Annotated in this window: 15 protein-coding genes and 1 pseudogene; 14 read left to right on the plus strand and 2 right to left on the minus strand. The window is 41.0% G+C overall.

What is annotated here, in order from left to right; all coding sequences use genetic code 11:
• The 5 genes and pseudogenes from AABI99_RS01870 to AABI99_RS01890 form a co-directional block, all read left to right on the plus strand.
• Nucleotides 1–915 (plus strand): annotated as a pseudogene (locus tag AABI99_RS01870) (Fe/S-dependent 2-methylisocitrate dehydratase AcnD); the annotation flags it as partial.
• Nucleotides 916–926: 11 nt separating this feature from the next.
• A complete protein-coding gene (gene prpF, locus AABI99_RS01875) occupies nt 927–2,093 on the plus strand; it encodes a 2-methylaconitate cis-trans isomerase PrpF (RefSeq protein ID WP_338362963.1) in 1,167 nt (388 codons plus the stop codon).
• A 521-nt stretch (nt 2,094–2,614) separates the two neighbouring features.
• Nucleotides 2,615–5,641, plus strand: a complete 3,027-nt coding sequence (locus AABI99_RS01880; protein ID WP_338362964.1) for a hypothetical protein — start codon at nt 2,615–2,617, stop codon at nt 5,639–5,641.
• Nucleotides 5,642–5,705: 64 nt separating this feature from the next.
• Complete coding sequence (locus AABI99_RS01885; protein WP_338362965.1) at nt 5,706–6,797, plus strand: hypothetical protein; 1,092 nt, start codon at nt 5,706–5,708, stop codon at nt 6,795–6,797.
• A 9-nt stretch (nt 6,798–6,806) separates the two neighbouring features.
• A complete protein-coding gene (locus AABI99_RS01890) occupies nt 6,807–8,684 on the plus strand; it encodes a hypothetical protein (protein WP_338362966.1) in 1,878 nt (625 codons plus the stop codon).
• A gap of 102 nt (nt 8,685–8,786) precedes the next feature.
• Here AABI99_RS01890 and glp read toward each other — a convergent pair whose 3' ends face one another.
• Nucleotides 8,787–10,001 (minus strand): gephyrin-like molybdotransferase Glp, encoded by a 1,215-nt coding sequence (gene glp, locus AABI99_RS01895; protein ID WP_338362968.1) that lies wholly within the window; start codon nt 9,999–10,001, stop codon nt 8,787–8,789.
• Between the two features lie 47 nt (nt 10,002–10,048).
• Here glp and modA point away from each other — a divergent pair, with 47 nt between their 5' ends.
• The 3 genes from modA to AABI99_RS01910 are packed head-to-tail and all read left to right on the plus strand — an operon-like array spanning nt 10,049 to nt 12,504.
• Nucleotides 10,049–10,801, plus strand: a complete 753-nt coding sequence (gene modA, locus AABI99_RS01900) for a molybdate ABC transporter substrate-binding protein (RefSeq protein WP_338362969.1) — start codon at nt 10,049–10,051, stop codon at nt 10,799–10,801.
• Nucleotides 10,788–11,474 carry a molybdate ABC transporter permease subunit gene (gene modB / locus AABI99_RS01905; RefSeq protein WP_337849573.1) on the plus strand — a complete coding sequence of 229 codons (687 nt, stop codon included), beginning with the start codon at nt 10,788–10,790 and terminating at the stop codon, nt 11,472–11,474. Before modA ends, modB begins: the two co-directional genes overlap by 14 nt.
• The gene (locus AABI99_RS01910; RefSeq protein ID WP_338362974.1) at nt 11,467–12,504 is read left to right on the plus strand and encodes an ATP-binding cassette domain-containing protein; all 1,038 of its coding nucleotides are present in this window, start codon (nt 11,467–11,469) and stop codon (nt 12,502–12,504) included. Before modB ends, AABI99_RS01910 begins: the two co-directional genes overlap by 8 nt.
• Nucleotides 12,505–12,541: 37 nt before the next feature.
• Here AABI99_RS01910 and moeB read toward each other — a convergent pair whose 3' ends face one another.
• The gene (moeB, locus tag AABI99_RS01915; protein ID WP_338362975.1) at nt 12,542–13,300 is read right to left on the minus strand and encodes a molybdopterin-synthase adenylyltransferase MoeB; all 759 of its coding nucleotides are present in this window, start codon (nt 13,298–13,300) and stop codon (nt 12,542–12,544) included.
• A gap of 286 nt (nt 13,301–13,586) precedes the next feature.
• On the opposite strand from moeB, the gene AABI99_RS01920 reads away from it, so the two are divergent.
• The 6 genes from AABI99_RS01920 to moaA all read left to right on the plus strand — a co-directional run bounded on the left by AABI99_RS01920 (nt 13,587) and on the right by moaA (nt 23,426).
• Entirely contained in the window at nt 13,587–15,056 is a 1,470-nt protein-coding gene (locus AABI99_RS01920) for a NarK family nitrate/nitrite MFS transporter (RefSeq protein WP_338362976.1), read from the plus strand.
• 13 nt (nt 15,057–15,069) lie between these two features.
• Nucleotides 15,070–16,809 (plus strand): bifunctional protein-serine/threonine kinase/phosphatase, encoded by a 1,740-nt coding sequence (locus AABI99_RS01925; RefSeq protein WP_338362977.1) that lies wholly within the window; start codon nt 15,070–15,072, stop codon nt 16,807–16,809.
• A gap of 9 nt (nt 16,810–16,818) precedes the next feature.
• Complete coding sequence (locus AABI99_RS01930) at nt 16,819–18,012, plus strand: alginate export family protein (protein WP_338362978.1); 1,194 nt, start codon at nt 16,819–16,821, stop codon at nt 18,010–18,012.
• Nucleotides 18,013–18,238: 226 nt separating this feature from the next.
• Nucleotides 18,239–19,726 carry an FAD-dependent oxidoreductase gene (locus tag AABI99_RS01935; RefSeq protein WP_338362979.1) on the plus strand — a complete coding sequence of 496 codons (1,488 nt, stop codon included), beginning with the start codon at nt 18,239–18,241 and terminating at the stop codon, nt 19,724–19,726.
• A 21-nt stretch (nt 19,727–19,747) separates the two neighbouring features.
• Nucleotides 19,748–22,438 carry a molybdopterin-dependent oxidoreductase gene (locus AABI99_RS01940; RefSeq protein WP_338362980.1) on the plus strand — a complete coding sequence of 897 codons (2,691 nt, stop codon included), beginning with the start codon at nt 19,748–19,750 and terminating at the stop codon, nt 22,436–22,438.
• 16 nt (nt 22,439–22,454) lie between these two features.
• Nucleotides 22,455–23,426, plus strand: a complete 972-nt coding sequence (gene moaA, locus AABI99_RS01945; protein WP_338362981.1) for a GTP 3',8-cyclase MoaA — start codon at nt 22,455–22,457, stop codon at nt 23,424–23,426.

Genomic DNA, 23,426 nt, shown 5'->3' on the forward strand with positions numbered 1-23,426 from the left:
GATGAAGAAATAGATGAAGTAATCAAGCAAAGCGTTAAGCCAGAGCAATTTAGAAAAGTGTACGAGCCTATGTTTGACTTAACCGTTGATTACGGTGAAGACAACGACCCGCTATACAACTGGCGCGAGCAAAGTACTTATATTCGCCGACCGCCATACTGGGAAGGCGCCCTTGCAGGTGAGCGCACCATGACCGGCATGCGCGCGCTTGCTGTACTTGGCGATAACATTACAACGGATCATTTATCGCCATCAAACGCAATTATGGCAAGCAGTGCGGCGGGTGAATACTTAACGAAAATGAATGTTCCTGAAGAGGATTTTAACTCGTATGCAACCCACCGAGGCGATCACTTAACCGCACAGCGCGCCACGTTTGCAAACCCAAAATTGTTAAACGAAATGGTACGTGATGAAAACGGCGAGGTTAAACAAGGCTCATACGCGCGTTTAGAGCCACAAGGCACTAACATACGTATGTGGGAAGCGATCGAGACTTATATGCAGCGTAAGCAGCCGCTTATAATTGTAGCGGGTGCAGATTACGGCCAAGGCTCGTCTCGCGATTGGGCCGCCAAAGGTGTAAGGCTTGCAGGCGTTGAAGTGATAGCTGCAGAGGGCTTTGAACGTATTCACCGTACAAACTTAATTGGTATGGGTGTATTACCTTTGGAGTTTAAACCCGGTACGACTCGCAAAACACTCAATATTGATGGCAGCGAAACTTTTGATGTAAAAGGCAAGCCTTCACCTAGCGCTGTACTTGATTTAGTAATTACGCGTAAAAATGGTGAGGTATTAACGGTACCTATGAAATGTAGATTGGATACCCAAGAGGAGCTTTCTATTTATGCTGCTGGTGGTGTATTGCAACGTTTTGCACAAGACTTTTTAGAAGCAACACAGTCTGCATAAGGAGGAGCACTATGTTTAAACCACAAATTAAAGTACCGGCAACTTACATGCGTGGCGGCACCAGTAAAGGCGTGTTTTTTAAGTTAACCGATTTACCAAAACCCGCCCAAGTGGCGGGTGAGGCGCGCGATAATTTACTGTTACGCATAATTGGCAGCCCCGATCCTTACGGTAAACAAACTGATGGCATGGGCGGTGCTACGTCAAGTACCAGTAAAACGGTTATATTAAGTAAAAGCGAGCAACCTAATCACGATGTGGATTATTTATTTGGCCAAGTGGCAATAGATAAACCCTTTATAGATTGGAGCGGTAACTGCGGTAATTTAACCAGCGCAGTGGGTGCGTTTGCAATAACGAATGGCTTAGTGGATAAAAGCAGAGTACCTGATAACGGTGTTGCTATTGTGCGCGTGTGGCAGGCTAATATTAAAAAAAGTATTTTAGTGCATGTGCCTATGACCCATGGCGAAGTACAAGAAACCGGTGACTTTGAGCTCGACGGTGTTACCTTTGCTGCGGCTGAGGTAAAACTTGAGTTTTTGAACCCAGCAGACGGCGAAGGCGCATTATTTCCAACAGGTAATGTAGTCGATGACTTAGATGTACCGGGAGTTGGTACTTTAAAAGCCACCATGATCAACGCGGGTATACCTACTGTGTTTATTAATGCAAGCGACATTGGCTATACCGGCACTGAACTACAAGATGACATAAATAATGATACTGCTGCGCTTAAAAAACTAGAAACAATACGCGCTCATGGCGCAGTAAAAATGGGCTTAATAGCTAATATTAACGAAGCGCAAACACGCCAACATACGCCTAAAGTGGCTTTTGTTGCAGCACCAATAGATTATAACGCGTCCAGCGGAAAGTTTATTGAAGCTGCAACAATTAATTTATTAGTGCGTGCTATGTCTATGGGCAAGCTTCATCATGCGATGATGGGCACAGCTGCAGTGGCTATAGGCGCAGCCGCGGCTATTGAAGGTACGTTGGTAAATAAAGCCGCTGGTGGCGGTACGTTAAACGAAGTTAACTTTGGTCACCCCTCAGGCACACTTAAAGTAGGCGCACAAGCTAGAATAATAGACGGTGATTGGCAAGTAACCAAAGCAAGTATGAGCCGCAGCGCCCGCGTACTTATGGAAGGCGTAGTGAGGGCTTTGCAGTAAGCTGATTTTAATGTTTTATATTGAGTCATTAACGATAACCCCAGTCGTTATTGACTCTTAACATGTTTAGTTAAACCTAAACACCGTAAACATTGTGTTTAAAAAACTCCTTTCCAAAAAACTACAAAATTAATCCTTTTTCATTATATTAGCTTCGACGGGCGTTTTTTTTATCGTATCTGCCGCATTTACTTGAAGAATATTATTAACAAACTAAATTAAATGTAATATTCACTTAATATAGTGAATATATGGTACGCCAGAGCGATGCTTCTTAATGGTTTTAACATATGTTATTGAAAAATAGTAAAGCCTATGAAGAAGCGTCGTTTAAATTTTTGGTAAAAACTTGTACTTAAAACGTATAAAAATGTAGCAAAAACTCACTACTTAATGTTACTTTAATCTATAAGTAACAAAGGTTGTTATTGTGTGACTGTTTATGTTTTTTTGTAAACTTTCACTTGAATATTTAATAAATAAATTTCTGATACTCATTGCAGGCTATCAAGGAGAAATAAATGGCACAGCGTATGACTAAAATTACCCCAATTGCAGCTTCGGTTGCACTTACTTTAGGTTTAGCGGGTTGTGGTTCAGACAACGACGGAAACACTTATGTTCCTCCCGTTGAATCTGTTACTTCATCTGATGACGCGCAATTTAACGTAGAAATAACAGGTAAAGCTGTTAAAGGCGCGATGAAAGGTGCCGTTGTTAGCGTGATGACATTAGACGCGTCAGGTGAAAGTGTTCCTGTTGCGTTTAGATTAGAAGCATCAGCTGAAGCTGAAACATTTACGGGTGAAGCAACATCGCAAGCAGCAGCAGATGCAGCTGTAGAAGCGAGTAAAATTGCAGGAAACCCTGATGCTTTAGTAACTGGCGATGACGGTAGTTACAGCATCTACCTTGAAGACGACTTTACAGGACCTGTTTATATAACTGTCGCTACTGCTGAAGAAGGTGATGATAGCTTCTTACGTTGTGATGCATATGTTGGCTGTGGCGTTTATGATGACGCACCAGAGGCTGATGATGTAAATGATGGTGATACTAATATTGAATTTGGCGAATGGTATAAAGCAGATCTAGAGCTCTCTGTTGTTAAATACGTTGCCCCAGCAGAAGCTGATAGCTCTGGTGCAAGTGGTGCTGCAGGTGATGCAAATGTAGCGCGTTCGTTTAAAGCCAATGTAACTTTTTTAACTACGCTAGTTGCTCAAGCCCTACTTGAAGCTGAAGGTGAGGTTGATGCAGATGCAATTGCTGATACAAGCTTAAATACGGTTATTCAGGTAATGGGCCCAGATGCAGCCGTATTATTATCAGCTCTAATTGGTGATGTATCTAATGGTGGTGCTGTAGATTTAAGTGATGTTGATGGTGAAGAAGCGCTTTCGCAAGGCGTGTTAATGATCGCGCAGCTGTCTTCTTCTATTCAGGGTTTACCGTCAATTTCGGATGCTATGACAAGTATTGCCGCAGGCATTGAAGCAGGTACTTTAAGCACGACAGATATCGCAGAAACATTACAAACTGTGGTGTCTAGCACTGCAAGCGTATTTGTAGCTATTGCAACGGGCGACGAAGATGCAATTAAAGCGGCATTAGAAGCAGCCTACTTAGCTAATAACCCTGATGCAACAGCTGGCGAAATTTCTGCATTTGCGCAAAACTCTGCTGGTATTGCAGCTAAAGCAAAAGCTGCAAAAGATGAGGCAGTTAAAAACGGCGCAGCCAGTGATGCTGAATTAGCAGAGCTTGCAGGTACTGTACAAGAAGCCTTAGAAGAGCTTGGTTGTACAGGCGATGAGTGTGTGGCTGGTGACGAGTTTTTTGCTGATTTAGCAGTTGCTTTATCAGCACAAATTGATGCATCTACTACTGAGCTTACAGAGCTTCAAGCATCGGTAGATGCTGCTGAAGCAATGCTTGCTGATGTTCAAGCGCTAGGTGGTGATGCAGTTACCGATGCCGACTCTGCAATTGCATTTGTTGCTGCTGTAGCTGCACTTGAAAATGAGGCAAAAGCAGCTGATTTAGCAACAGCAACAAACAAAGTATATGTGCAAGCACAAGGCTATGTTAGCACTGGGGCTTTACTTGTAGCTCAAAGCTCTGATTACCAAGGTGTACTTGATACTGCAACTGATTTACAAGATGCAGCTTTAGTAGAGGTTGAAAACGTAAGCGCATATGATGCAGCAATTGCGCAATTAGTAGCTGATGCAGAAGCTGCTGTTACTGAGTATGAGATTGAAGTAGCAGCCGCTAAAGAAGTTGCTATGGATACAGCCGATGTTGCAAGTGAAAAGAAAACAGCTGCAGATACAGCTGAAGCCGCTTCAACTAGTGCACTTGATGCTGCGCAAGCTGCCGTTGACTCGGGTGACGATGCACAAGCAACTGTTGAATTAGTTGATGCTGCGGTGACTGCTGCTTCTGATTTTTCTGCTGCTGTAGATGCACTTGAACTTGCGATTGCACAAGCCTTAGAAGCTGCAAAAGAGTATGATGCTTTAGCAGTAACTGAAGCTGATATGACTGAAGCTGATGACTTAATTGCAAGCGCAAATACGATGGCAGAAGCTGCACAAATACAAGCTGAACTTGCAAACGAGCAACTTGTGACTGCGCTTAGCTTACAAGCAGAAGCAGACCTTGCAGTGGCTACAGCATCTGTTAAAGAAACGTCAATGTCACTTTCTACCATGACGGTATTAACAAGCACGGGTGGCGATGCACTTTACGATACAGCTGAAGTGTTATTTGATGTATTTGAAGAGCTTGCCGATATGGGGAATTCTGGTCAAGGTACTTCAACAACACACCCTGAGTGGGACTACGATTACAGCCTAGACGACTTAACGCTAATGCTTACAAACTCAACGACTGGCAGCGAGATCACTGCATCAGCAGCGTATCAAGATGACCAGCTTGTAGTTGCTTGGGGTGGCATGCTAGAAACCGACAGCGATGCGACTGTTGAGCTTGTAACAGGCGATGTAGCCGCTGATGCACTAGCAGAGTGTCAAGCATTTGCTGATGGTACTATTACCGATTCAACACAAATTGATTCGTGTTTAGTATTTACTTTTGACGGTGCTGTAACAGCAGATACGGTTGACGATGCTGAGCTGACTATGGCGCAAGCTTGGAACCGTGTTGAGATTATGGACGGTGACTCAGGCTTTATGGGTACGCTAAACCTTAGCGGCATGGATGAAACTGATATGGCTATGCTAGAACTAGCTGGCGTATCTGGTGACTTAGACTTTAGCGTAATGTCTGAGGTTGATGGCAGCGGTGATGAAGACATGACTATGCTTGAAATCAAAGTCAATGGCGATGCTGCTATGGGTTACACGCTGACTATGTCGGGTACTGAATCAGCTGGTTACATGGGCGATGTTAAAGCCATGTACGATGGCATGATGATGACCTTTGGTACCGCAACTAAAGTTACAAATGGTGTTTCGATTACTTACATTGATGATGAAGTAATTGAGTACACAGATGTGACTTTAATTGACTCATCTAACTAATACTTAAACTATAAAAGGGAAAAGCGCTGTGCTTTTCCCTTTTTTTATAGAAAGCGATTAAATTATGAAAAAAAAAATTCTCTTGTTAGGATTTTCAACTGCTCTACTTTCACCTCTAGCTTCTGCAAATAATCAATTTCAAATATTTACTCACTTTGACGCCGAAATTTACACTGAGGCACAGCCAGTACAAGCATTTGTAGATGATTTTGACGAGCCTATTAAGTCTGGCGATAGTGCATTTACTTATAATATTTTTGAAATTGGTGTAGGTTACAACAACTTTAAAGTGGGTTTGCAAAGCCGTTATGACTATGTACTTAGTTTTGACCCTGATACTGCACTTTATACTTATTTAGAAAAAAACGATTTACCCTTTGAAGAGCGATTTTACACGTACCAATTAGATGCAAAACAAGTTACCTCTAATGGGGTATTTGTTTCATACGATTTTAAGTTTTTAGATAAAAACGCGTTAACGATTACGCCAAAAGTATCTGTGTTTGCTAGTACACATTTTCAAGATGCGTCTGTAGATGGGCGAGTGTTTAGTGACGAGGTTGAGGGTAGTATTACAGCTGATTATAATTTTTCGAAAGATATTTTATTTAAAAAATTTACCCCCTCTGAAAACCCAGAAGGCTTAGGTTATAGCTTAGATATTTTTGCTGATTGGCAAGTAAATGACGATTTAAAAGTAGGCTTAAGTGTAAAAGATCTACTTTATAAAACGGATTTTGATGATACCGGCTCGGTAAAAGGGCAAACAACAGAAGTTCCATTTAGTGAAAATGAAAATGGTGATGTGGTTTCTACACCGACTGTGGCACTACAAACATCTGCTTTTGGTAATACCCAGTCGCACACACTTGATATGGAAATGCGTATTGCCGCTTTTGCAGATTATCGAATCAATAATCGATATTCAACGGCGTTGATCGTAAAGAAATATGATGAAGACACGTTTAGCCAATTAAAAGGGCGCATTCACTTTTGGGATCATTGGAAAGTACAAGCTGGCTATGAAACAAAAAGTGAAGCGTTTTTAGTCGGAATTGAAAACGAGTACTTTGGCCTTAATTTACAAACCGACAGCTTAGATTTAGATAAAGCTTATTATGCGAATGTAAATTGGTACATGAACATTAAGTTTTAAGGAATGAAGATGTTAAAAAAACTTTTACCTTTGTCAGTTGCTGTAGCGCTTAGTGGCTGTGGCGGCTCTTCAAATGATAGCAGTGACGAAGCGGTTGAAATAAGCGTTGCATCTACTTCTACCGTAAACTTTTATGTGCCTCAGTGGCAATCAGCTAAAGGTACGCTTAATCAATTAGACAGCCAAGGCAATGTCGTTGAATCTGTTGCAGTTGAAAATATAAATACCGCTAGCGTGAGCGTATCGCCTCTTAATTTTTATACATTTGAATTTATACCTGACGATAGTGCTTTGCCATGCCCACGCTTTACAGGCTGCGGCAGAACGTTGCGCGGCGATGTAAACGATATAAACGAGAACCGTTTAATTGATTTTGAAGAGATAACTGGCGTTAATTTAAATTATGCCGCCCGTGCTTATGTTGCGCCTGGCGTTAACGAAGTCTTTTTCTCGCCAATGAGTACAGCGATCACTGCCGCTAATTATGATGCAACTCTTGCGAGCTTATCAGCAAGCCCGTTTTATCAACTCACACACAGCAGTTTAAGTAATACGTTAGAGGCTGAAATTGTAGCTAACGCCTTTACCTATGGTGCAATTGTAGCTGGCGTGTCTGTTGATGACTTTGACTTAGCCACTGCATTTAATGATTTTATCACTCAGCAGGATGACACCAGTGCATGGCAAACCTACAGTAATTTAGCTGATCAATACCTTGCAGATAATCTATACAGTCAGCAGGGCAATGGTTTGATTCAAAGTGTTGCAGGTGAGGTTAAGCAAACTATTGCGAGTGTGACAAGCTATACCAATTGGCAACAAAAAGTAGAAGCTGAGCAAGCACTCGAGTCGCGCGAATTACTTGAAAATATTAGAGACGCACTGGGTGTTATTCGTTTACAAGAAACAACTTATGCTGATGATATAGACGCTAAACTGGAACAACTCGAAAGTGCTCTTGACGATGATACACAAAAAGCGATTACTGTACTTGCTGAAGTAATTAACGAAGTGCTCATTAATTACTCGCCACTTGCGGAAGTTTCTGCAAATGATGGGCAATACACGTTACGTAATCTTGATATTAGCTACTCAACATCACCCTACAAATGGCTAATTACAGGTACTTACGATGGACTACCTGTGAACATAGATATGTCTATTCCTACTTTCAGAGTCAGTGGTGTGTTAGGTGATAAAATTGAAGGGGTAATGAGTGCTTTTGTAGTGAACGGTGATACACGCTTGAATGTTGATGTTAGTGAGCTACTGATTGAGCTGGATGGGACAAGTGAACAAAGCGAGTTATTACCTGATGCGCAAACGGGTATTGCAAATTTAAGTACTGATGTTGCTATTACTAAACAAGCAGGCGAGCTTACAGGGCAGTTATCATTGGATCTGAATCGATTTGTATCGGCGTTTGCAGAGGAAGTGACCTCTTTATCTTCATTTGAATTTGAAGGGCAGTTTCAAAGTGATATTCAAATAACGCCTTTTCATATTACGGCATTAGAAGCATCACCCCTTTCAGGTGCTGAAAACGATGATCTCATGTTTGGCTTAGAGCTTGATTTGCCATTAGGTGGTGCAAGTGATTTTAGCTTAGCGTACGTAGGTGATGTTATTGATTTATCGCAGCTAACTAGTAGTGATATATTTATTAGTGTTAAACAAAAGGCCTTAGATTTACGTATTAGAGAAGTAAATAGCAACATTAGCTTAACCGCTAAAGGTGAAAACGGCCGCTGGCTTGATGTAAAACAAGCTGGCAGTAACTACAACGGCGGGTTGTATTTAGGCGATACTAAAATTGCAGATGTAACCGCAGTGCGTGGTATCCCTGGGGTGTTATTTCCTAATGGTGAGTTTGAGTCGTTATTTTAATCGCGGTTTAAACCTAAACTTAAGCCCAGCAAGTTGCACATACTTGCTGGGCTTTTTTATTACTTGTCCTTATATACTGCTAACTAAACAAATTGGTATTAGTTATAGTAGCTCTATTTCTACGGTTTCGTCTTTTTCGATATTGCCACTTTCGGCTGGTACCACAATAAGGCAATTGGCTTGACTAAGCGATGACAAAACTCCCGAGCCTTGCTTATTTATAGGCGTTACCAACAGGTTATTGTTTTCGTCGGTACTGGCAATACCGCGTTGAAAGTCGGTACGGCCGGGGCGCTTTTTAATCAGTGTGGTTGTAGTCGCTTTTAAACGTAACTTAGCAGTTTGCTCATTTCCTGAAAGCTTTGTAAGGGCGGGTTTTACAAGTCGCTCAAGCGTTACAGCCGCTGATACTGGGTTACCTGGTAAACCAAAAAAGTAGCTGTTAGGTAATTTACCAAACGCAAAGGGTTTACCCGGTTTCATGGCAATTTTCCAAAAATGGATATCGCCAATCTCATTTAATACTTCTTTGGTAAAATCGGCTTCACCAACCGATACGCCTCCAGAGCTTATTACAGCGTCTGCTTGCTCATTTGCTTTTAAAAATGTTTTTTTAATCAGGCTTTTATCATCAGCGATAATGCCAAAATCAATTACTTCTATATTGTTATCATTAAGCTCGTTTAAAATAACTGCTCGATTACTTTCATAAATAGCGCCAGCAGGAAGCGCATTGCCAGGCTCTATAAGTTCATCTCCTGTAGAAAACACCGCAACTTTAAGTGTTTCATATACACTTACTTGGTTAATACCAATAGAGGCAAGTAAGCCTACATCGACTGCTTTTAGTTTTCTGCCTGCTTTAAAAACAACGCTATCTTTAGCAATGTCTTCACCGGCAAAGCGCACATTATTATTGAGCTCAATATTACCTGTAAATGTTATTTTGTCGTTATCTGCAGTGGCGTTTTCTTGCATCACAACTGCATTAGCGCCTGGGGGCAGTGCCGCGCCGGTCATTATTCTAACGCATTGCCCGGCAGATAAAGTGCCTTCAAAGGTTTGCCCTGCAAACACGCTGCCTACTTGCTGATAGGTGGTTAGCCCTTCACTTAGGCATAGTGCATAGCCATCCATTGCTGAATTATCGTGAGCAGGCACATTAATACTAGATTTAATATCACTTGCTAAAACACGGCCAGCGCTGCGCATAATAGAAATAGTTTCGGTGCCTTTATTAAAGCTAATAGCGCTTAGCATGTTACTTATTGCGGTTTCTACTGGTAATAAACCAGGTGCATTGCATACATCGTTCATATATATTGTTTTTTATAATGTCTCTGATTTTTAAAACAATACTTATAATGTTAAAGCTTTACAATACATGGTGTGGTTATTTATTGTTACTGTTAGTGCTATTTAGCAACTGCATTAGCGCAAAAGAAACACTGCATATCGCAGTGGCGAGCAATTTTAAACCTGTGCTGCAAACCTTGGTAGCGAGTCCTGCCCTGAAAAATATTAACTTTAAAATATCGGCTGCCTCTAGTGGGGTACTGCATTCGCAAATTATGCATGGAGCACCATATGATATTTTTTTATCAGCCGATGCGACGCGTCCACAAGCACTTATAAATGACGGCTTTGCGATTAAAGATAGCTTAACTACCTATGCAATAGGCTTATTAGCACTTTGGCAGCCAAGCAACTCAGTGATTAATAATAAATTGGCCATTGCTAATCCTCGGTTTTCACCTTATGGGCAAGCATCAGCACACTATGCTAAAAATTATATAAAAACACCGTATGAGTTTGTGTATGCAAATAATATTACCCATGCGTTTCAGTTTGTAGAAACAGGTAATGCCGCTAAAGGCTTGGTCGCGCTATCTACGTTAAAGTCGGCTTATGGTAAAACTAAAAATAAAAAATACTTAAATTACTCGCTTATCGACACTAAAAATTACCCTGAGATAACGCAGCAAGGCGTCATTATTAGCACTTCTAAGCATTTAACGACGGCGAAAAAGTTTATGGATTTTTTAAATGATCCCTCAACTGCAAAAACACTATTAGAGCTAGGCTACAAAGCAAAGGGCAGTGATGTTAGCAAGTGATATTACGGCGCTGTGGCTTACCATTAAACTTGCCTTTATAACGGCTGCTATTTTGTTGATTATATGTATTCCGCTTGCATGGCAGCTTGCCAGTTACAAAGGTAAGCTAAAACCTATATTAGAAGCGCTTATAGCCATGCCTTTGGTACTGCCACCTACGCTAATGGGTTTTTATTTATTGGTATTGTTTTCACCTACTCACGCATTTGGTCAGTTTTGGTTTTGGCTCACGGGTACACAGCTCGCGTTTAGTTTTCAGGGAGTGGTTATTGGCTCACTATTTTATTCACTTCCGTTTGTGATGCAGCCTTTACTTGCTGGTTTTAAACAAATAAATACTACTTACAATCAAGCGGCAGTTGCTTTGGGTATTAGCCCATTTAAACGATTTATGTATTTAACTTTACCGCTATTAAAGCCAAGTATAGGCAGTGCCTTTGCACTGGGCTTCGCCCATACATTGGGGGAGTTTGGCTTAGTGCTTATGATTGGTGGCAATATACAAGGCGAAACCCAAGTGGTGTCTATTGCGTTGTACGACCATGTAGAGTCACTTAATTATGGGGCAGCTCACCAATTATCCTTGGTATTACTGGCTATTTCGTTTGCGTGTTTAGTGTTGCTGTTTAAATTTAATAAAACCGTTATAAACGGAGCTGCTAATCGTGCTTAAAATAAAATGTCATCAGCATTTTGATGATTTTGAACTAAATATTGATTTAACGATAAATCAATTTGATATTTTAGGGGTGTTTGGCCCTTCGGGTTCAGGTAAGTCGAGTTTATTGCAAGCTATAGCGGGTTTATCTGACTCGCAAAATGTGTGTATAAACGATCACAACATTACTCATTTAAACCCTGATAAACGCCTTCTTACTTTGCAGTTGCAGTCGTGTCCGCTATTTCCACATTTAGATGTAATGGGTAATTTACTGTTTACTCACAAGCATTGTAAAAATAAAAGTAACAACCTAACGCCTGATCAGGTAATTGATCTATTAGCACTAAACCCTTTACTGAATCGTGATGTGGTGGGGCTTTCGGGCGGTGAGCGCCAGCGCGTAACTTTTGCAAGAACACTGCTAAGTGGGCAATCAGTTATTTTACTTGATGAGCCATTTAGTGCACTAGATTGGTCAACGCGTTTTACTATGTTGGGGGTAGTGCAACAACTCAATAAATCCCATGGTATTAAATTTATTATTGTTAGCCACTCTTTAAAAGAGCTGCTTTATTGTTGCGATACATTAATACATATAGCGAAAGGCAAAGTGCTCAAGTTTGGGGCAACACAACAAGTGGTGCAAAGTATTTATACAAATAAGAGCCAAACGCCACTGAGTATCCTTAGCTACAGCAAGGCTGAGTTTAATGATGCTTTTGGTCTATACCAGCTTGCTCTTAGTAATAGCTTACAGCACTTATATGTATTGCCTTCGCTTGTAAAACAAAGCTATAAATTAATTATAGAAAGCAGTCAAATTACCTACAGTAAGGCAAAGCCGGCCAACGAGAGCAGTGCAAACATACTAACAGGGGTTCTGGAAAATGCTCAGCAACTCGATGATCAGTGGTTACTTACTGTAAATGTAGATACGCAAATGTTGTATTGCGTGGTCTCTAAAAGGCAATGGCAACAAAGCACAGTGCAACTTAGTGAGCAGGTTTATTTAACAATAAATAATTTAGAGACGCTAAGTTAAATTTTAAACATCATCCATGCAGTTTAAATGTATTCAGTTAAGCACTGCAAACTGAGCAGTGCTTATTTTTAACAATGTTAAAACGGTTAAATTCCATACTCAAGCCATCTACAAGTAATAGCTGCTCAGTGAGTTTGCTGTTAAGCCCTGCAATAATTTTAAGGGCTTCAGTTGCTTGAATACTGCCGATAAGACCTACAATAGGGGAGAGCACGCCCGACTCTGAGCAGCTTTGAGTTTGTTCGCCAAAGAGCTGTGACACACACCCGTAACAATGGCTATTTGGGGCCATTGTAAAACAAGCAACTTGCCCCTCAAACCTAATAGCAGAGCCCGAAACTAAAGGCGTATTGGTATTATAACAAGCACTGTTGAGTAAATTACGTGTTGCTAAGTTATCAGAGCAGTCAATAACAACATCCACTTTGCTAAGTAATTGCTCAAGGTGCGAGCTTTCATCTAAAAACTCATCAATGGTGTGTATTTCTATTTCATTATTTAAAAGGGTTAATTGCTTTTTTGCACTGTGGGTTTTTAAGCTCCCTACATCGCTTTGTTTATAGAGCACTTGCCTTTGCAAGTTAGTTGCATCAACCACATCGTTATCAACAAGTGTTAAACGCCCTACGCCTGATGCGGCTAAATACTGCGCAACTGGACAGCCCAATCCACCTAATCCCACGATAAGAACATGACTTTGCCATATTTTTTCTTGTCCATCTATATCCAGCTGAGGAAGCATAATATGGCGAGAATAGCGTAATTGCTGCTGATAGGTTAAAGGCTGTTTTTGCATTTATTTTTTCTCATAATTTTTTGTAACAGTACCAAGTAGTTAAAAGCTAGAGCAAGTAAAGCTTAAAAATTATTTGCACTGTTTACGCCCAACAAGGCTGCTGAAATAGTGCAAAGCAAAAAAAATAATATTTCCCAAAAATATAAACCATTGAAAAACATAACTAATAATTATTGGCTTAGTAATTGCTGAAATTGGTTAACGTTAATTTAACAATCGTCGCAGTGTTATTACTACCAAAGTCGTACTCACTGCTTAAAATAATAATCGTTACAAGGAAAAAAACATGCAACCGAATACTGGGTTTAATCTCATATCGTTTAGCGGAAAAATGAAAATACTGCATTTAAGCTGGATGGTGTTTTTTATCTCTTTTTTTGTATGGTTTAACCATGCGCCATTACTAGGTGCTATAGCGGGCTCGCTAGGTATTACTATGGCACAAGTAAAAACACTATTAATTTTAAATGTCGCTTTAACTATTCCGGCGCGTGTTGTGGTAGGTATGCTAACAGATAAATTTGGCCCGCGTATTGTTTATGCAGCCTTACTCATTTTATGTAGCATTCCGTGTTTTATGTTTGCAATGGCCAGTACATTTGAGCAAGCCGCTATCGCGCGTTTTGCCATGGGCTTTATTGGTGCGGGCTTTGTAGTGGGCATTCGTATGGTGAGCGAGTGGTTTCCGGCCAATGAGCTTGGCACAGCTGAGGGGATTTATGGTGGCTGGGGTAATTTTGGCTCGGCAGCCGCGGCAATGTTATTGCCGGTGTTAGCGCTTATGTTTGGTGGCGACGATGGCTGGCGCTACGCGATTGGCTTAACTGGTGTGTTAAGTGTGATTTTTGGTGTAATTTGGTATTTAAATGTATCGGATACACCTAAAGGCGGCACTTACTTTAAGCCTAAAAAAGTTGGCGCAATGGAAGTTACAAGCAAAGGTGACTTTGTATTATTACTCATTATGAAACTGCCTATGTACGGCGCATTAGCGTTACTTACGTGGAAGTTATCGCCATCGGGTGCAAGTTTACTCTCTGAAAACTTTGTGATTGGCACATATGCATTTTTAGTACTGCTATACCTGTATGAAATTTATAAAACTTACGACATTAATGGCCATATTTTTAAACAACCCGTGCCAGAATCGCACCGTTATGAGTTTAAGCAAGTTGCTGTGTTAAATATTCTTTATTTTACTACTTTTGGCTCAGAGCTGGCTGTAGTCTCAATGTTACCGTTATTTTTTAGTGAGGTGTTTGGCCTCGATATGGTGTACGCGGGTTTACTTGCATCTGCTTATGCATTTATGAACCTAGCCTCGCGCCCTGGTGGTGGCTGGATCTCAGATAGAATGGGCCGTCGTAAAACGCTTATTGTACTGACTGCGGGGTTAGCTGTTGGTTACTTTGTAATGGGGTTAGTTGATGCTAGCTGGCCACTTTGGCTTGCGGTAGCGGCTGCTATGGCGTGTTCGTTCTTTGTACAAGCGGGCGAAGGCGCTGTTTTTGCTGCTGTGCCACTCATTAAACGCCGTTTAACTGGGCAAATTGCAGGTATGACCGGTGCATACGGTAACGTAGGGGCGGTTGTATATTTAACGGCGCTATCATTAGTTGATTATCAAACCTTCTTTATGATTATCGCTGCCAGTGCATTGTTAGGTTTAGCTGCATTATTTTTTATGAAAGAACCAGATGGCCACATGACAGAAGTAAACGAAGATGGCTCAGTTGAACTAATCTCAGTTACTTAAGGTAGCATGTACAATGTTTTATGAAACCCAACACGCTCAAGTTCGTAATAATACGCTGGATGTTTCTTTTGGTGGGCACAGTGACGCAGGCATAAAAGATGAAAATCAAGATGCGTTTGCGGCTTTAAATACTGAACACGAACAAAAAGAAACAAAAGGGGCTGTTGCTTGCATAGCAGATGGGTGTTCATCAGCAAAGAATGCCAAACAAGCATCGCAGCTTAGTGTTATTCATTTTATAAATGAATATTTAAATACTCCCGACAGCTGGGCTGTTAAAAAATCAGTGTCTAAGGTATTGGCGAGTTTGAATCAGTGGTTATATTCGCAATCAGTTAACTATAACCACTTAGGGCAACGCCAAGCAGATTGGATGACCACCTTTACGGCGCTTATTTTAAAATCGGCTACGGGGTATATATTTCATTTAGGGGATACTCGCATTACGCGTTTACGTGATAATCAAATAGAAGCGATAACACGCGACCATAAAGTAAATGATACGCTTACGCGTGCTTTAGGGGCTCAGCCACACCAAGAAATTGATGTTTACGAAGTCGAATTAAAAGCCGATGATATTTACATATTGACTTGCGATGGTGTACACGATGTACTGCCTTACAGTGAAATAGTTAACGAAATAAACGCCCACAACAATTTAGAGTTTGCTGCAAAAGCCATAACTTCACGTGCCATAGCACAAGGAAGCGATGATAACGTGAGCTGTTTACTCGTAAAAGTAAACAGTATTGCGCAGCAGAATCTAGATGAGCTTTATCAAACGTTAACGCAGCGCAAAATTCCACCCGCGTTAAACGTTGGACAAGTAATTGATGGATACACGGTAATTCGTAAAATTAACGAAAGTAGCCGTTCTCACATTTACTTAGTGCAACAAGCGCCAGATACGCCACCGGTTGTATTAAAGGCACCGTCGGTAAATTTTGAAGACGATGTACACTATCTTCAAGGTTTTATACGCGAAGGGTGGGTAGGGCAACGTATTGATCATCCAAATGTTATGAAGGTTTTAAATACGCAGTCGCAAAGTCGGTTTTTATATCATATTTGCGAGTACATGGACGGGCAAACCCTCAGTGATTATAAACACGATGTACCGTATTTAGAAATAGCTAAAGTACGCAGTATTGTTAAACAAATAGTGCATGCGCTCAGGGCTTTTCAGCGATTAGATATGGTGCACCGTGATTTAAAACTCGATAACGTGATGATAGACGCTCACGGTAAAGTAACATTGATTGATTATGGAACTGTGAGTGTTGCAGCTATGAATGAGTCGGTTATGCAAATAGCCGATGAGTGCCCGCAAGGTACTATTGATTACACGGCTCCTGAAACACTTATTTCGCTACATGCTGATTTTAAAAGCGATATGTTTTCGCTTGGGGTAATTGCTTACGAGCTATTGTGCTCAAAGCTGCCTTACAAAACATTGCCAATAAATCATACCCCTATTGATTACAGCCATTGGCAATACACAAGTATTCGCAAGTACCGAGCCGATATACCCTTTTGGTTAGATCAGGCTTTAATGAAAGCACTTGCACCAAAACCAGAGCTCAGATACCACGCATTTTCTGACTTTTTAACAGATATTAGTAAACCTAATCCACAATTACAGAGTTCAGCCAACAAAATTCCTATAATGAAACGCGATCCCGTATTAGTCTGGAAGAGCATTTCTCTGTGTTTATTTATTATTTTATTGTGCGTGCTCATAATTAAAAACTAAGAGACCAACATGTTAAATTATAAAAATAACTTACCTATTATTTTAATGATAGGGTGCATTGCTGCGCCTTCAATTAGTGTTGCAGCGCAAACCGACCTTAATTTTAGACTGCGTTTTGAAAGTGCTGAGCAAGATAACGCATTAAAAGATGCCAGTAGCCTAACGCTGCGCAGCCGACTTACGCATAAAACCGACGAGGTAAATGGTTTTTCTGCTTTATTGGAGGTAGAAGATAGCCGAAGCCTATTAGGTGTAGACGATTACAACAATACCTTGGGCAAAAATACTAATTATTCAGTAATAGCTGACCCTGAAACCACAGAGGTCGATCAGGCTTTTGTTAAGTACGCTAAAAATGCGTTATCAGTTAAAGTCGGTAGGCAAGTAATAGCGCTTGATGGGCAGCGATTTGTAGGGCACGTTGGCTTTAGGCAAGACTGGCAAACTTTTGATGCGGCAACGCTTAATTATACATTTAATAATATTAACTTGCACTATAGCTACATAAGCAAGCGCAACCGTATTTTTGCCGATAGCAAAGATATTGATTCATCCGATCACCTTATTAATGCAAGCTTTAAAACAAGCGTAGGTAAAGTGGTTTTATACAGTTACTTACTGAGTAACGACGCAGTAGATGATGACAGCTTAGATACCTATGGTGTTTCATTTAAGGGGAATAAAACACTCAGCGATACTAAGGTTTATTATAAAGCAGAATATGCAAGGCAATCTGCCTCAACGAATGTGAGTGATTTTGACACCGATTACTACGCACTTGAAGGCGGTATTGATTTAGCCGATTTAGGCATTGAAGCCGTTACATTAAAAGCCGGTATTGAGTCGCTAGGCTCTGATAATGGTGGGTATGGCTTTGCTACGCCGCTTGCCACAATGCATAAATTTAATGGTTGGGCGGATACGTTTTTAGCAACACCTGCACAAGGGCTTGATGACACTTATGTAAGTTTAAATGGTAAAGCTTACGGCGGTAAATGGTTAGTGGCGTATCACAACTATGATGCCAACGACAGCGTTAATGGCGTTGATGATTTAGGCTCAGAGCTTAATGTGCAATACGTTAAACCTATTAATAAAACTTATGCCATTGGCGCTAAATATGCCGATTATTCTGCAGGCGATAGCGCTGCAGGCAAAGTTGATACCCAAAAACTTTGGGTTTGGGTAAGCGCTAAATTTTAAACGCTTAGGCACAGTTTAATCCTCGTAATCTAAAGCGTTACAAGTTGGTGCAATAGCGCCAGCTTGTGGTGCTTTCACTTTATCTTTTCTGTAATGATTTTTGTAAGCTTATGAAATTTAAAGTTTATATATCTGGCTTGCATATTGCTATAACAACTTCATAACAAATTATACGTTTGAAGTATTAATTTATGGGTTGGTACTTTAAACAAAACAGGTGAGTTTAATGCCAAGCAAGCAGCGTGTTGTCATCGTCGGAAACGGAATGGTGGGGCATCATTTTGTACAACAGCTAGTATCACAACAAGGTGATACTCAAAACATGGATATTACCGTACTCAGCGGTGAAGACCGCCTCGCTTATGACCGTGTTCAGCTTTCGTCATTTTTTAAAGGTAAAACCGAAGACGATTTAGCACTTACATGCAGTAAAACCTATCAAGATTGGCAAGTGTGTTTTCATACCCATTCAAAAGTGGTTGATATAAACCGTGAAGCAAAAACGGTTACTACCTCCAAAGGCAAAACATTTGCGTACGACAAGTTAGTACTGGCAACGGGGTCATTTGCATTTGTGCCACCGATTCCAGGTAAAGATCGTGAGCATTGCCTAGTTTACAGAACTATTAACGATTTACACGCCATAAAAAAATCAGCACATGCCAGTAAAGTGGGTGTGGTAATTGGTGGCGGTTTATTAGGGCTAGAAGCAGCCAACGCGTTAAAACAGCTTGGTTTGCAAACCCATGTAATAGAATTTGCGCCACAACTTATGGGTGCACAAATAGACGGGGCTGGTGGGCGGTTACTGAAAAATAAAATTACAGAGCTCGGCGTTACGGTTCATACCTCGGTGGCGACAGATCAAATTATTGAGGGGGAAAGCAGCCGCTATAAAATGTGCTTTAAAGGCGGGCAAACCCTAGAAACCGACATGATTGTATTTTCGGCCGGTATTCGCCCATACGATAACCTAGCCCGGGAGTTTAATTTAGAAATAGGTGAGCGCGGCGGTATCGTTATTAACAACCATTGCCAAACGAGTGATAAAAACATATACGCCATAGGCGAGTGCGCCCTTTGGAATAACTTTATTTTTGGCCTTGTAGCACCTGGCTACGCTATGGCAAAAGTAGCCGCGGGGCATGTTTTAAATCATTTAAAATCAGATATTAATGAGTTTAGTGGTGCCGACATGAGCACTAAGCTTAAATTAATGGGTGTTGAAGTAGGTTCAATTGGTGATGCCCACGCACGCACTGAAGGCGCAATTAGCTATTATTTTGAAGATCAGCCAAACGGTATTTACAAAAAAGTAGTCACCAATGAGCAAGGCAACAAACTTATAGGTGCTGTGCTGGTTGGCGATACCAGCGAATACGATAACTTATTACAGTACCACTTAAACAGTATTGAGCTCAGTGTGCCTGCAGAGTCGTTAATAATGCCGCTTGCAGGTGAAACGAGTGAGCTAAGCGCTGATGATTTACCACGTGATGCCATTATTTGCGCGTGCCACAAAGTTACAAAACACACTATAGAACACGCGGTTATACAAGGCTGTAGCGATCTAAATAAGGTGCAACAAGCCACTAAAGCAAGTACGGGTTGTGGAGGCTGTGAAAGATTAGTGCAAAGCGTTATTAGTAGTGCACTTAATAATAAAATTGCCAACATTATCCCTGTCGATGAACCTGTATCACAGAGCGCTTAACACTCACAATAAGAGAGCAGTATGGAATCTTTAAACACATGTTCAAATAAGCCTTTGCTTAAACAAACTACTTGCGCTTATTGTGGCGTAGGCTGTGGGGTTGATATTTCATTATTAAATAATACCCCAACAAAACTTGAAGGCACCCGCGAACATCCCGCTAATTTTGGCCGCTTGTGTGTTAAAGGCACGCACCTGCTTGATACCACCGGCAACGATAACCGCTTAACATCGCCCCTTATTAATAACGAACCTGCTAGCTGGGACGCTGCAACACAACACGTTGCCACTAAACTTAACGCTATTATTAAAGAGCATGGGGCGGGTGCGGTTGCGTTTTATGTATCGGGGCAGTTACTCACCGAAGATTACTACGTTGCCAATAAACTAATGAAAGGCTACATAGGCTCGGGCAATATAGATACAAACTCAAGGCTGTGTATGTCATCGGCAGTGGCCGGTTATAAACGAGCGTTTGGTGAGGACGTAGTGCCATGTACCTACGAAGATTTAGAGCAAACTGAGCTACTTATTTTAATTGGCTCTAATGCCGCGTGGACACACCCGGTGCTATACCAGCGTATGGAGCGCGCAAAAAAGCTTAATCCAAACATGAAAGTCGTGGTTATCGACCCGCGAAAAACCGATACAGCCGAACTTGCCGACACCTTTTTAAGTATAAAACCAGGCAGCGACGCAGCACTTTATAACGGCTTACTTAATTATTTAAATGAACATGACTATTTAGATACGCAATTTATAAACGCGCATACAAACGGCTTTGATAGTGCGCTTGCAGAGGCGAAAAAGTGGAGTATTAAAGAAGTAAGTGATTTTTGTGATATCGACGCGCAGCAAGTGAAAGACTTTTACGCCTTATTTGCAAAAAGTCCAACCGCCATTAGTTTTTATTCAATGGGCATTAACCAATCAAGCTCAGGGGTTGATAAGTGTAATGCTATTATAAATGCGCATTTAGCGTCTGGTAAATTGCTAAAGCCTGGTTGTGGGCCGTTTTCTATAACTGGGCAACCCAATGCCATGGGTGGGCGTGAAGTTGGGGGCTTGGCAAATCAATTAGCAGCACATTTAGACATTGAAAACGACGCGCATCAACAGTTAGTGCAGCGTTTTTGGCAATCACCCACAATCGCTAAAAAAGCAGGCTGTAATGCAATTGATATGTTTGATGAAATCGCCAAAGGGAAAATAAAAGCTATTTGGGTAATGGCAACCAACCCTATGGTGAGCCTGCCTAACAATGCAGCAATACAAAATGCACTTGAGCAATGTGAGCTGGTGGTTGTGTCTGACTGTATTGCCAAAAGTGATACGCTAAAATTTGCTAATGTGGCGTTTCCATCAACCGGATGGGGCGAAAAAAACGGCACAGTGACTAACTCCGAGCGCAGAATATCGAGGCAGCGACCGCTAGTTGAGCCCTTTTCGGGGGCTAAAAATGATTGGCAAATAATGTGTTTAGTTGCCCAAAAAATGGGTTTTGAAGGATTTGATTTTATAGACCCCAGCGGCATTTTTGAAGAATGGGCACAACTGACTGATTTTGAAAATAACGGCAGTCGATTATTAAACCTTTCTGGCTTAGTTGGGCTCACAAAAGCGCAATACGATAACTTAAAACCGGTTATGTGGCCGGTACTAAAAAATGAGCCCTATAAAAACGGGCAGGTTTTTGTTAATAATCAATTTAGCACCGCAGATAAAAAAGCCCGTTTTATACCTATAACGCCCAAACTTCCTGTGCAACAAACATCAAGTGATTACCCGTTTGTAATGAACTCAGGGCGAATACGCGATCAGTGGCATACAATGAGCCGCACCGGAAAAAGTACAGCGCTTTCTACTCATATAACGCGCCCATACATTGAAATAAACCCCATTGATGCCAGCAAATTAAACGTAAAAGAAAACGACTTAATAACCGCAAATGCTAAAACTGGGCAGGTTACAGCGCATGCAAAAGTAACGGATGCCGTGCGTAAAGGTGAGTGTTTTATGCCTATTCACTGGAATAAGCAATTTGCCTCATCCGCTACGGTAAGTGGGCTTTATCAATCGGTTGTTGACCCTATTTCGGGCCAAGCTGAATGTAAGCATGGTGCTGTTGATTTAGTTAAAGCGCAGTTTGCTCAGTACATGCAAATTTTTAGCAAAACAGAGCTTAATATTAACAGTGATTTTTGGCTTAAAGTTAACGCAAGTCATTGTGTTAATTACCAGTTAGCGCTCAATGAGCCGCAAAATGATTTGCTTTATTATTGCCAAATACTGACAGGGTTACAAGGGCAGTGGTCGGCAATGGGCAGTGCAAAAGCAATGCATGTGCAGTGTATTCAAAACCAGCAGTTAGTGTTTGTGGCGGTGGTTTCGTCAGCTCAAAAAGACATATCACTTGAGTGGATAAATCATTTATTTGCAGAGCCTTTAATAACCTTTAGCCAATTACAGTCATTGTTGTATGCCACGCCTGATGAAGAATTTACTCAAGGCGCACAAGTATGTAGTTGCTTTAAAGTACGTGAGCAACCCATTATAAACGCTATTAAAAGTGGTGAAAATACAGTAGATAAATTGGGGGCTAAACTAAAATGCGGTACAAATTGTGGTTCGTGTAAAACGCAGTTAAGCCAATTAATAAAGCAACATGGTACAAAAAACGCTAACAGTATTGATGTTGCAGTTGAAATGTAAAAAAACAAGGAAGCATATGCTTAATGATCAATTTGGTCGGCAGTTTAATTATTTGCGCCTCTCAATTACCGATGTGTGTAACTTTAGTTGCACATATTGTTTACCAAACGGCTATCAGTGCGATACCCCGCGTAACTTTTTAAATAAAAGCGAAATAAACACCTTAGTAAATGCGTTTGCGCAATTAGGCACTAAAAAAGTGCGCATTACCGGCGGTGAGCCATGTTTACGCAGTGATGTAACCGACATTATAAAGCAATGTAAAAACACGCCAGGCATAGAAAAAGTCGCCATAACAACCAATGGTTTTAACTTATTTAATAAAATTGATGAGTTTTACAGTGCTGGCTTAGATGCGCTTAATATTAGTATTGATAGCTTAAACCCGAGCATGTTTAAATTAATTACAGGACACGACAAGCTAACCCATATTTTAAAAGGGATAGACCGAGCAATTGAGCTGGGCATAAAAGACATAAAAATAAATGCTGTGATGGCTAAGCAGTTTAACAAAAACCAATTGAATGATTTTTTAGACTGGGTAAAACATAAAAAAGTGACGGTACGCTTTATTGAATTAATGGAAACAGGCAATGGTACCACCTTTTTTGAGCAAAACCATTTAAGCGGGCAAAGTGTTAAAACGCAGCTTTTAGCACAAGGTTGGTTACAGGTAGTGAGGGGTAAATTAAACGGCCCTGCAGAGGAGTTTTGTCATCCCGATTTTGCTGGTCGCATTGGTTTAATTATGCCCTACAGTAAAGATTTTTGTAAAAGCTGTAACCGATTAAGAGTATCGTCATTAGGCAAATTACATTTGTGCTTGTTTGCCGAGCAAGGGATAGACTTACGAGCGCATTTAAATGCGCAAGATACACAAGCCACTATAAATGCAATACAAGCAGCCATGGGCAATAAAACCATTAGCCATGAGCTTGATAAGCGCTTAACGGGCGCCACAACCCATTTAGCAATGTTGGGCGGCTAA

The organism is uncultured Pseudoalteromonas sp. (assembly GCF_963922945.1).
Classification (GTDB): domain Bacteria; phylum Pseudomonadota; class Gammaproteobacteria; order Enterobacterales; family Alteromonadaceae; genus Pseudoalteromonas.

What these genes read in the sequence shown, in the direction of transcription:
- AABI99_RS01880 (WP_338362964.1), top strand. Translation starts at nt 2,615, where the DNA reads ATGGCACAGCGTATGACTAAAATTACCCCAATTGCAGCTTCGGTTGCA.
- modA (WP_338362969.1), top strand. Translation starts at nt 10,049, where the DNA reads ATGTTAAAGCTTTACAATACATGGTGTGGTTATTTATTGTTACTGTTA.
- modB (WP_337849573.1), top strand. Translation starts at nt 10,788, where the DNA reads ATGTTAGCAAGTGATATTACGGCGCTGTGGCTTACCATTAAACTTGCC.
- AABI99_RS01935 (WP_338362979.1), top strand. Translation starts at nt 18,239, where the DNA reads ATGCCAAGCAAGCAGCGTGTTGTCATCGTCGGAAACGGAATGGTGGGG.
- moeB (WP_338362975.1), bottom strand. Translation starts at nt 13,300, where the DNA reads ATGCAAAAACAGCCTTTAACCTATCAGCAGCAATTACGCTATTCTCGC.
- AABI99_RS01885 (WP_338362965.1), top strand. Translation starts at nt 5,706, where the DNA reads ATGAAAAAAAAAATTCTCTTGTTAGGATTTTCAACTGCTCTACTTTCA.
- AABI99_RS01925 (WP_338362977.1), top strand. Translation starts at nt 15,070, where the DNA reads ATGTTTTATGAAACCCAACACGCTCAAGTTCGTAATAATACGCTGGAT.
- glp (WP_338362968.1), bottom strand. Translation starts at nt 10,001, where the DNA reads ATGAACGATGTATGCAATGCACCTGGTTTATTACCAGTAGAAACCGCA.
- moaA (WP_338362981.1), top strand. Translation starts at nt 22,455, where the DNA reads ATGCTTAATGATCAATTTGGTCGGCAGTTTAATTATTTGCGCCTCTCA.
- AABI99_RS01930 (WP_338362978.1), top strand. Translation starts at nt 16,819, where the DNA reads ATGTTAAATTATAAAAATAACTTACCTATTATTTTAATGATAGGGTGC.
- AABI99_RS01890 (WP_338362966.1), top strand. Translation starts at nt 6,807, where the DNA reads ATGTTAAAAAAACTTTTACCTTTGTCAGTTGCTGTAGCGCTTAGTGGC.
- prpF (WP_338362963.1), top strand. Translation starts at nt 927, where the DNA reads ATGTTTAAACCACAAATTAAAGTACCGGCAACTTACATGCGTGGCGGC.
- AABI99_RS01940 (WP_338362980.1), top strand. Translation starts at nt 19,748, where the DNA reads ATGGAATCTTTAAACACATGTTCAAATAAGCCTTTGCTTAAACAAACT.
- AABI99_RS01920 (WP_338362976.1), top strand. Translation starts at nt 13,587, where the DNA reads ATGCAACCGAATACTGGGTTTAATCTCATATCGTTTAGCGGAAAAATG.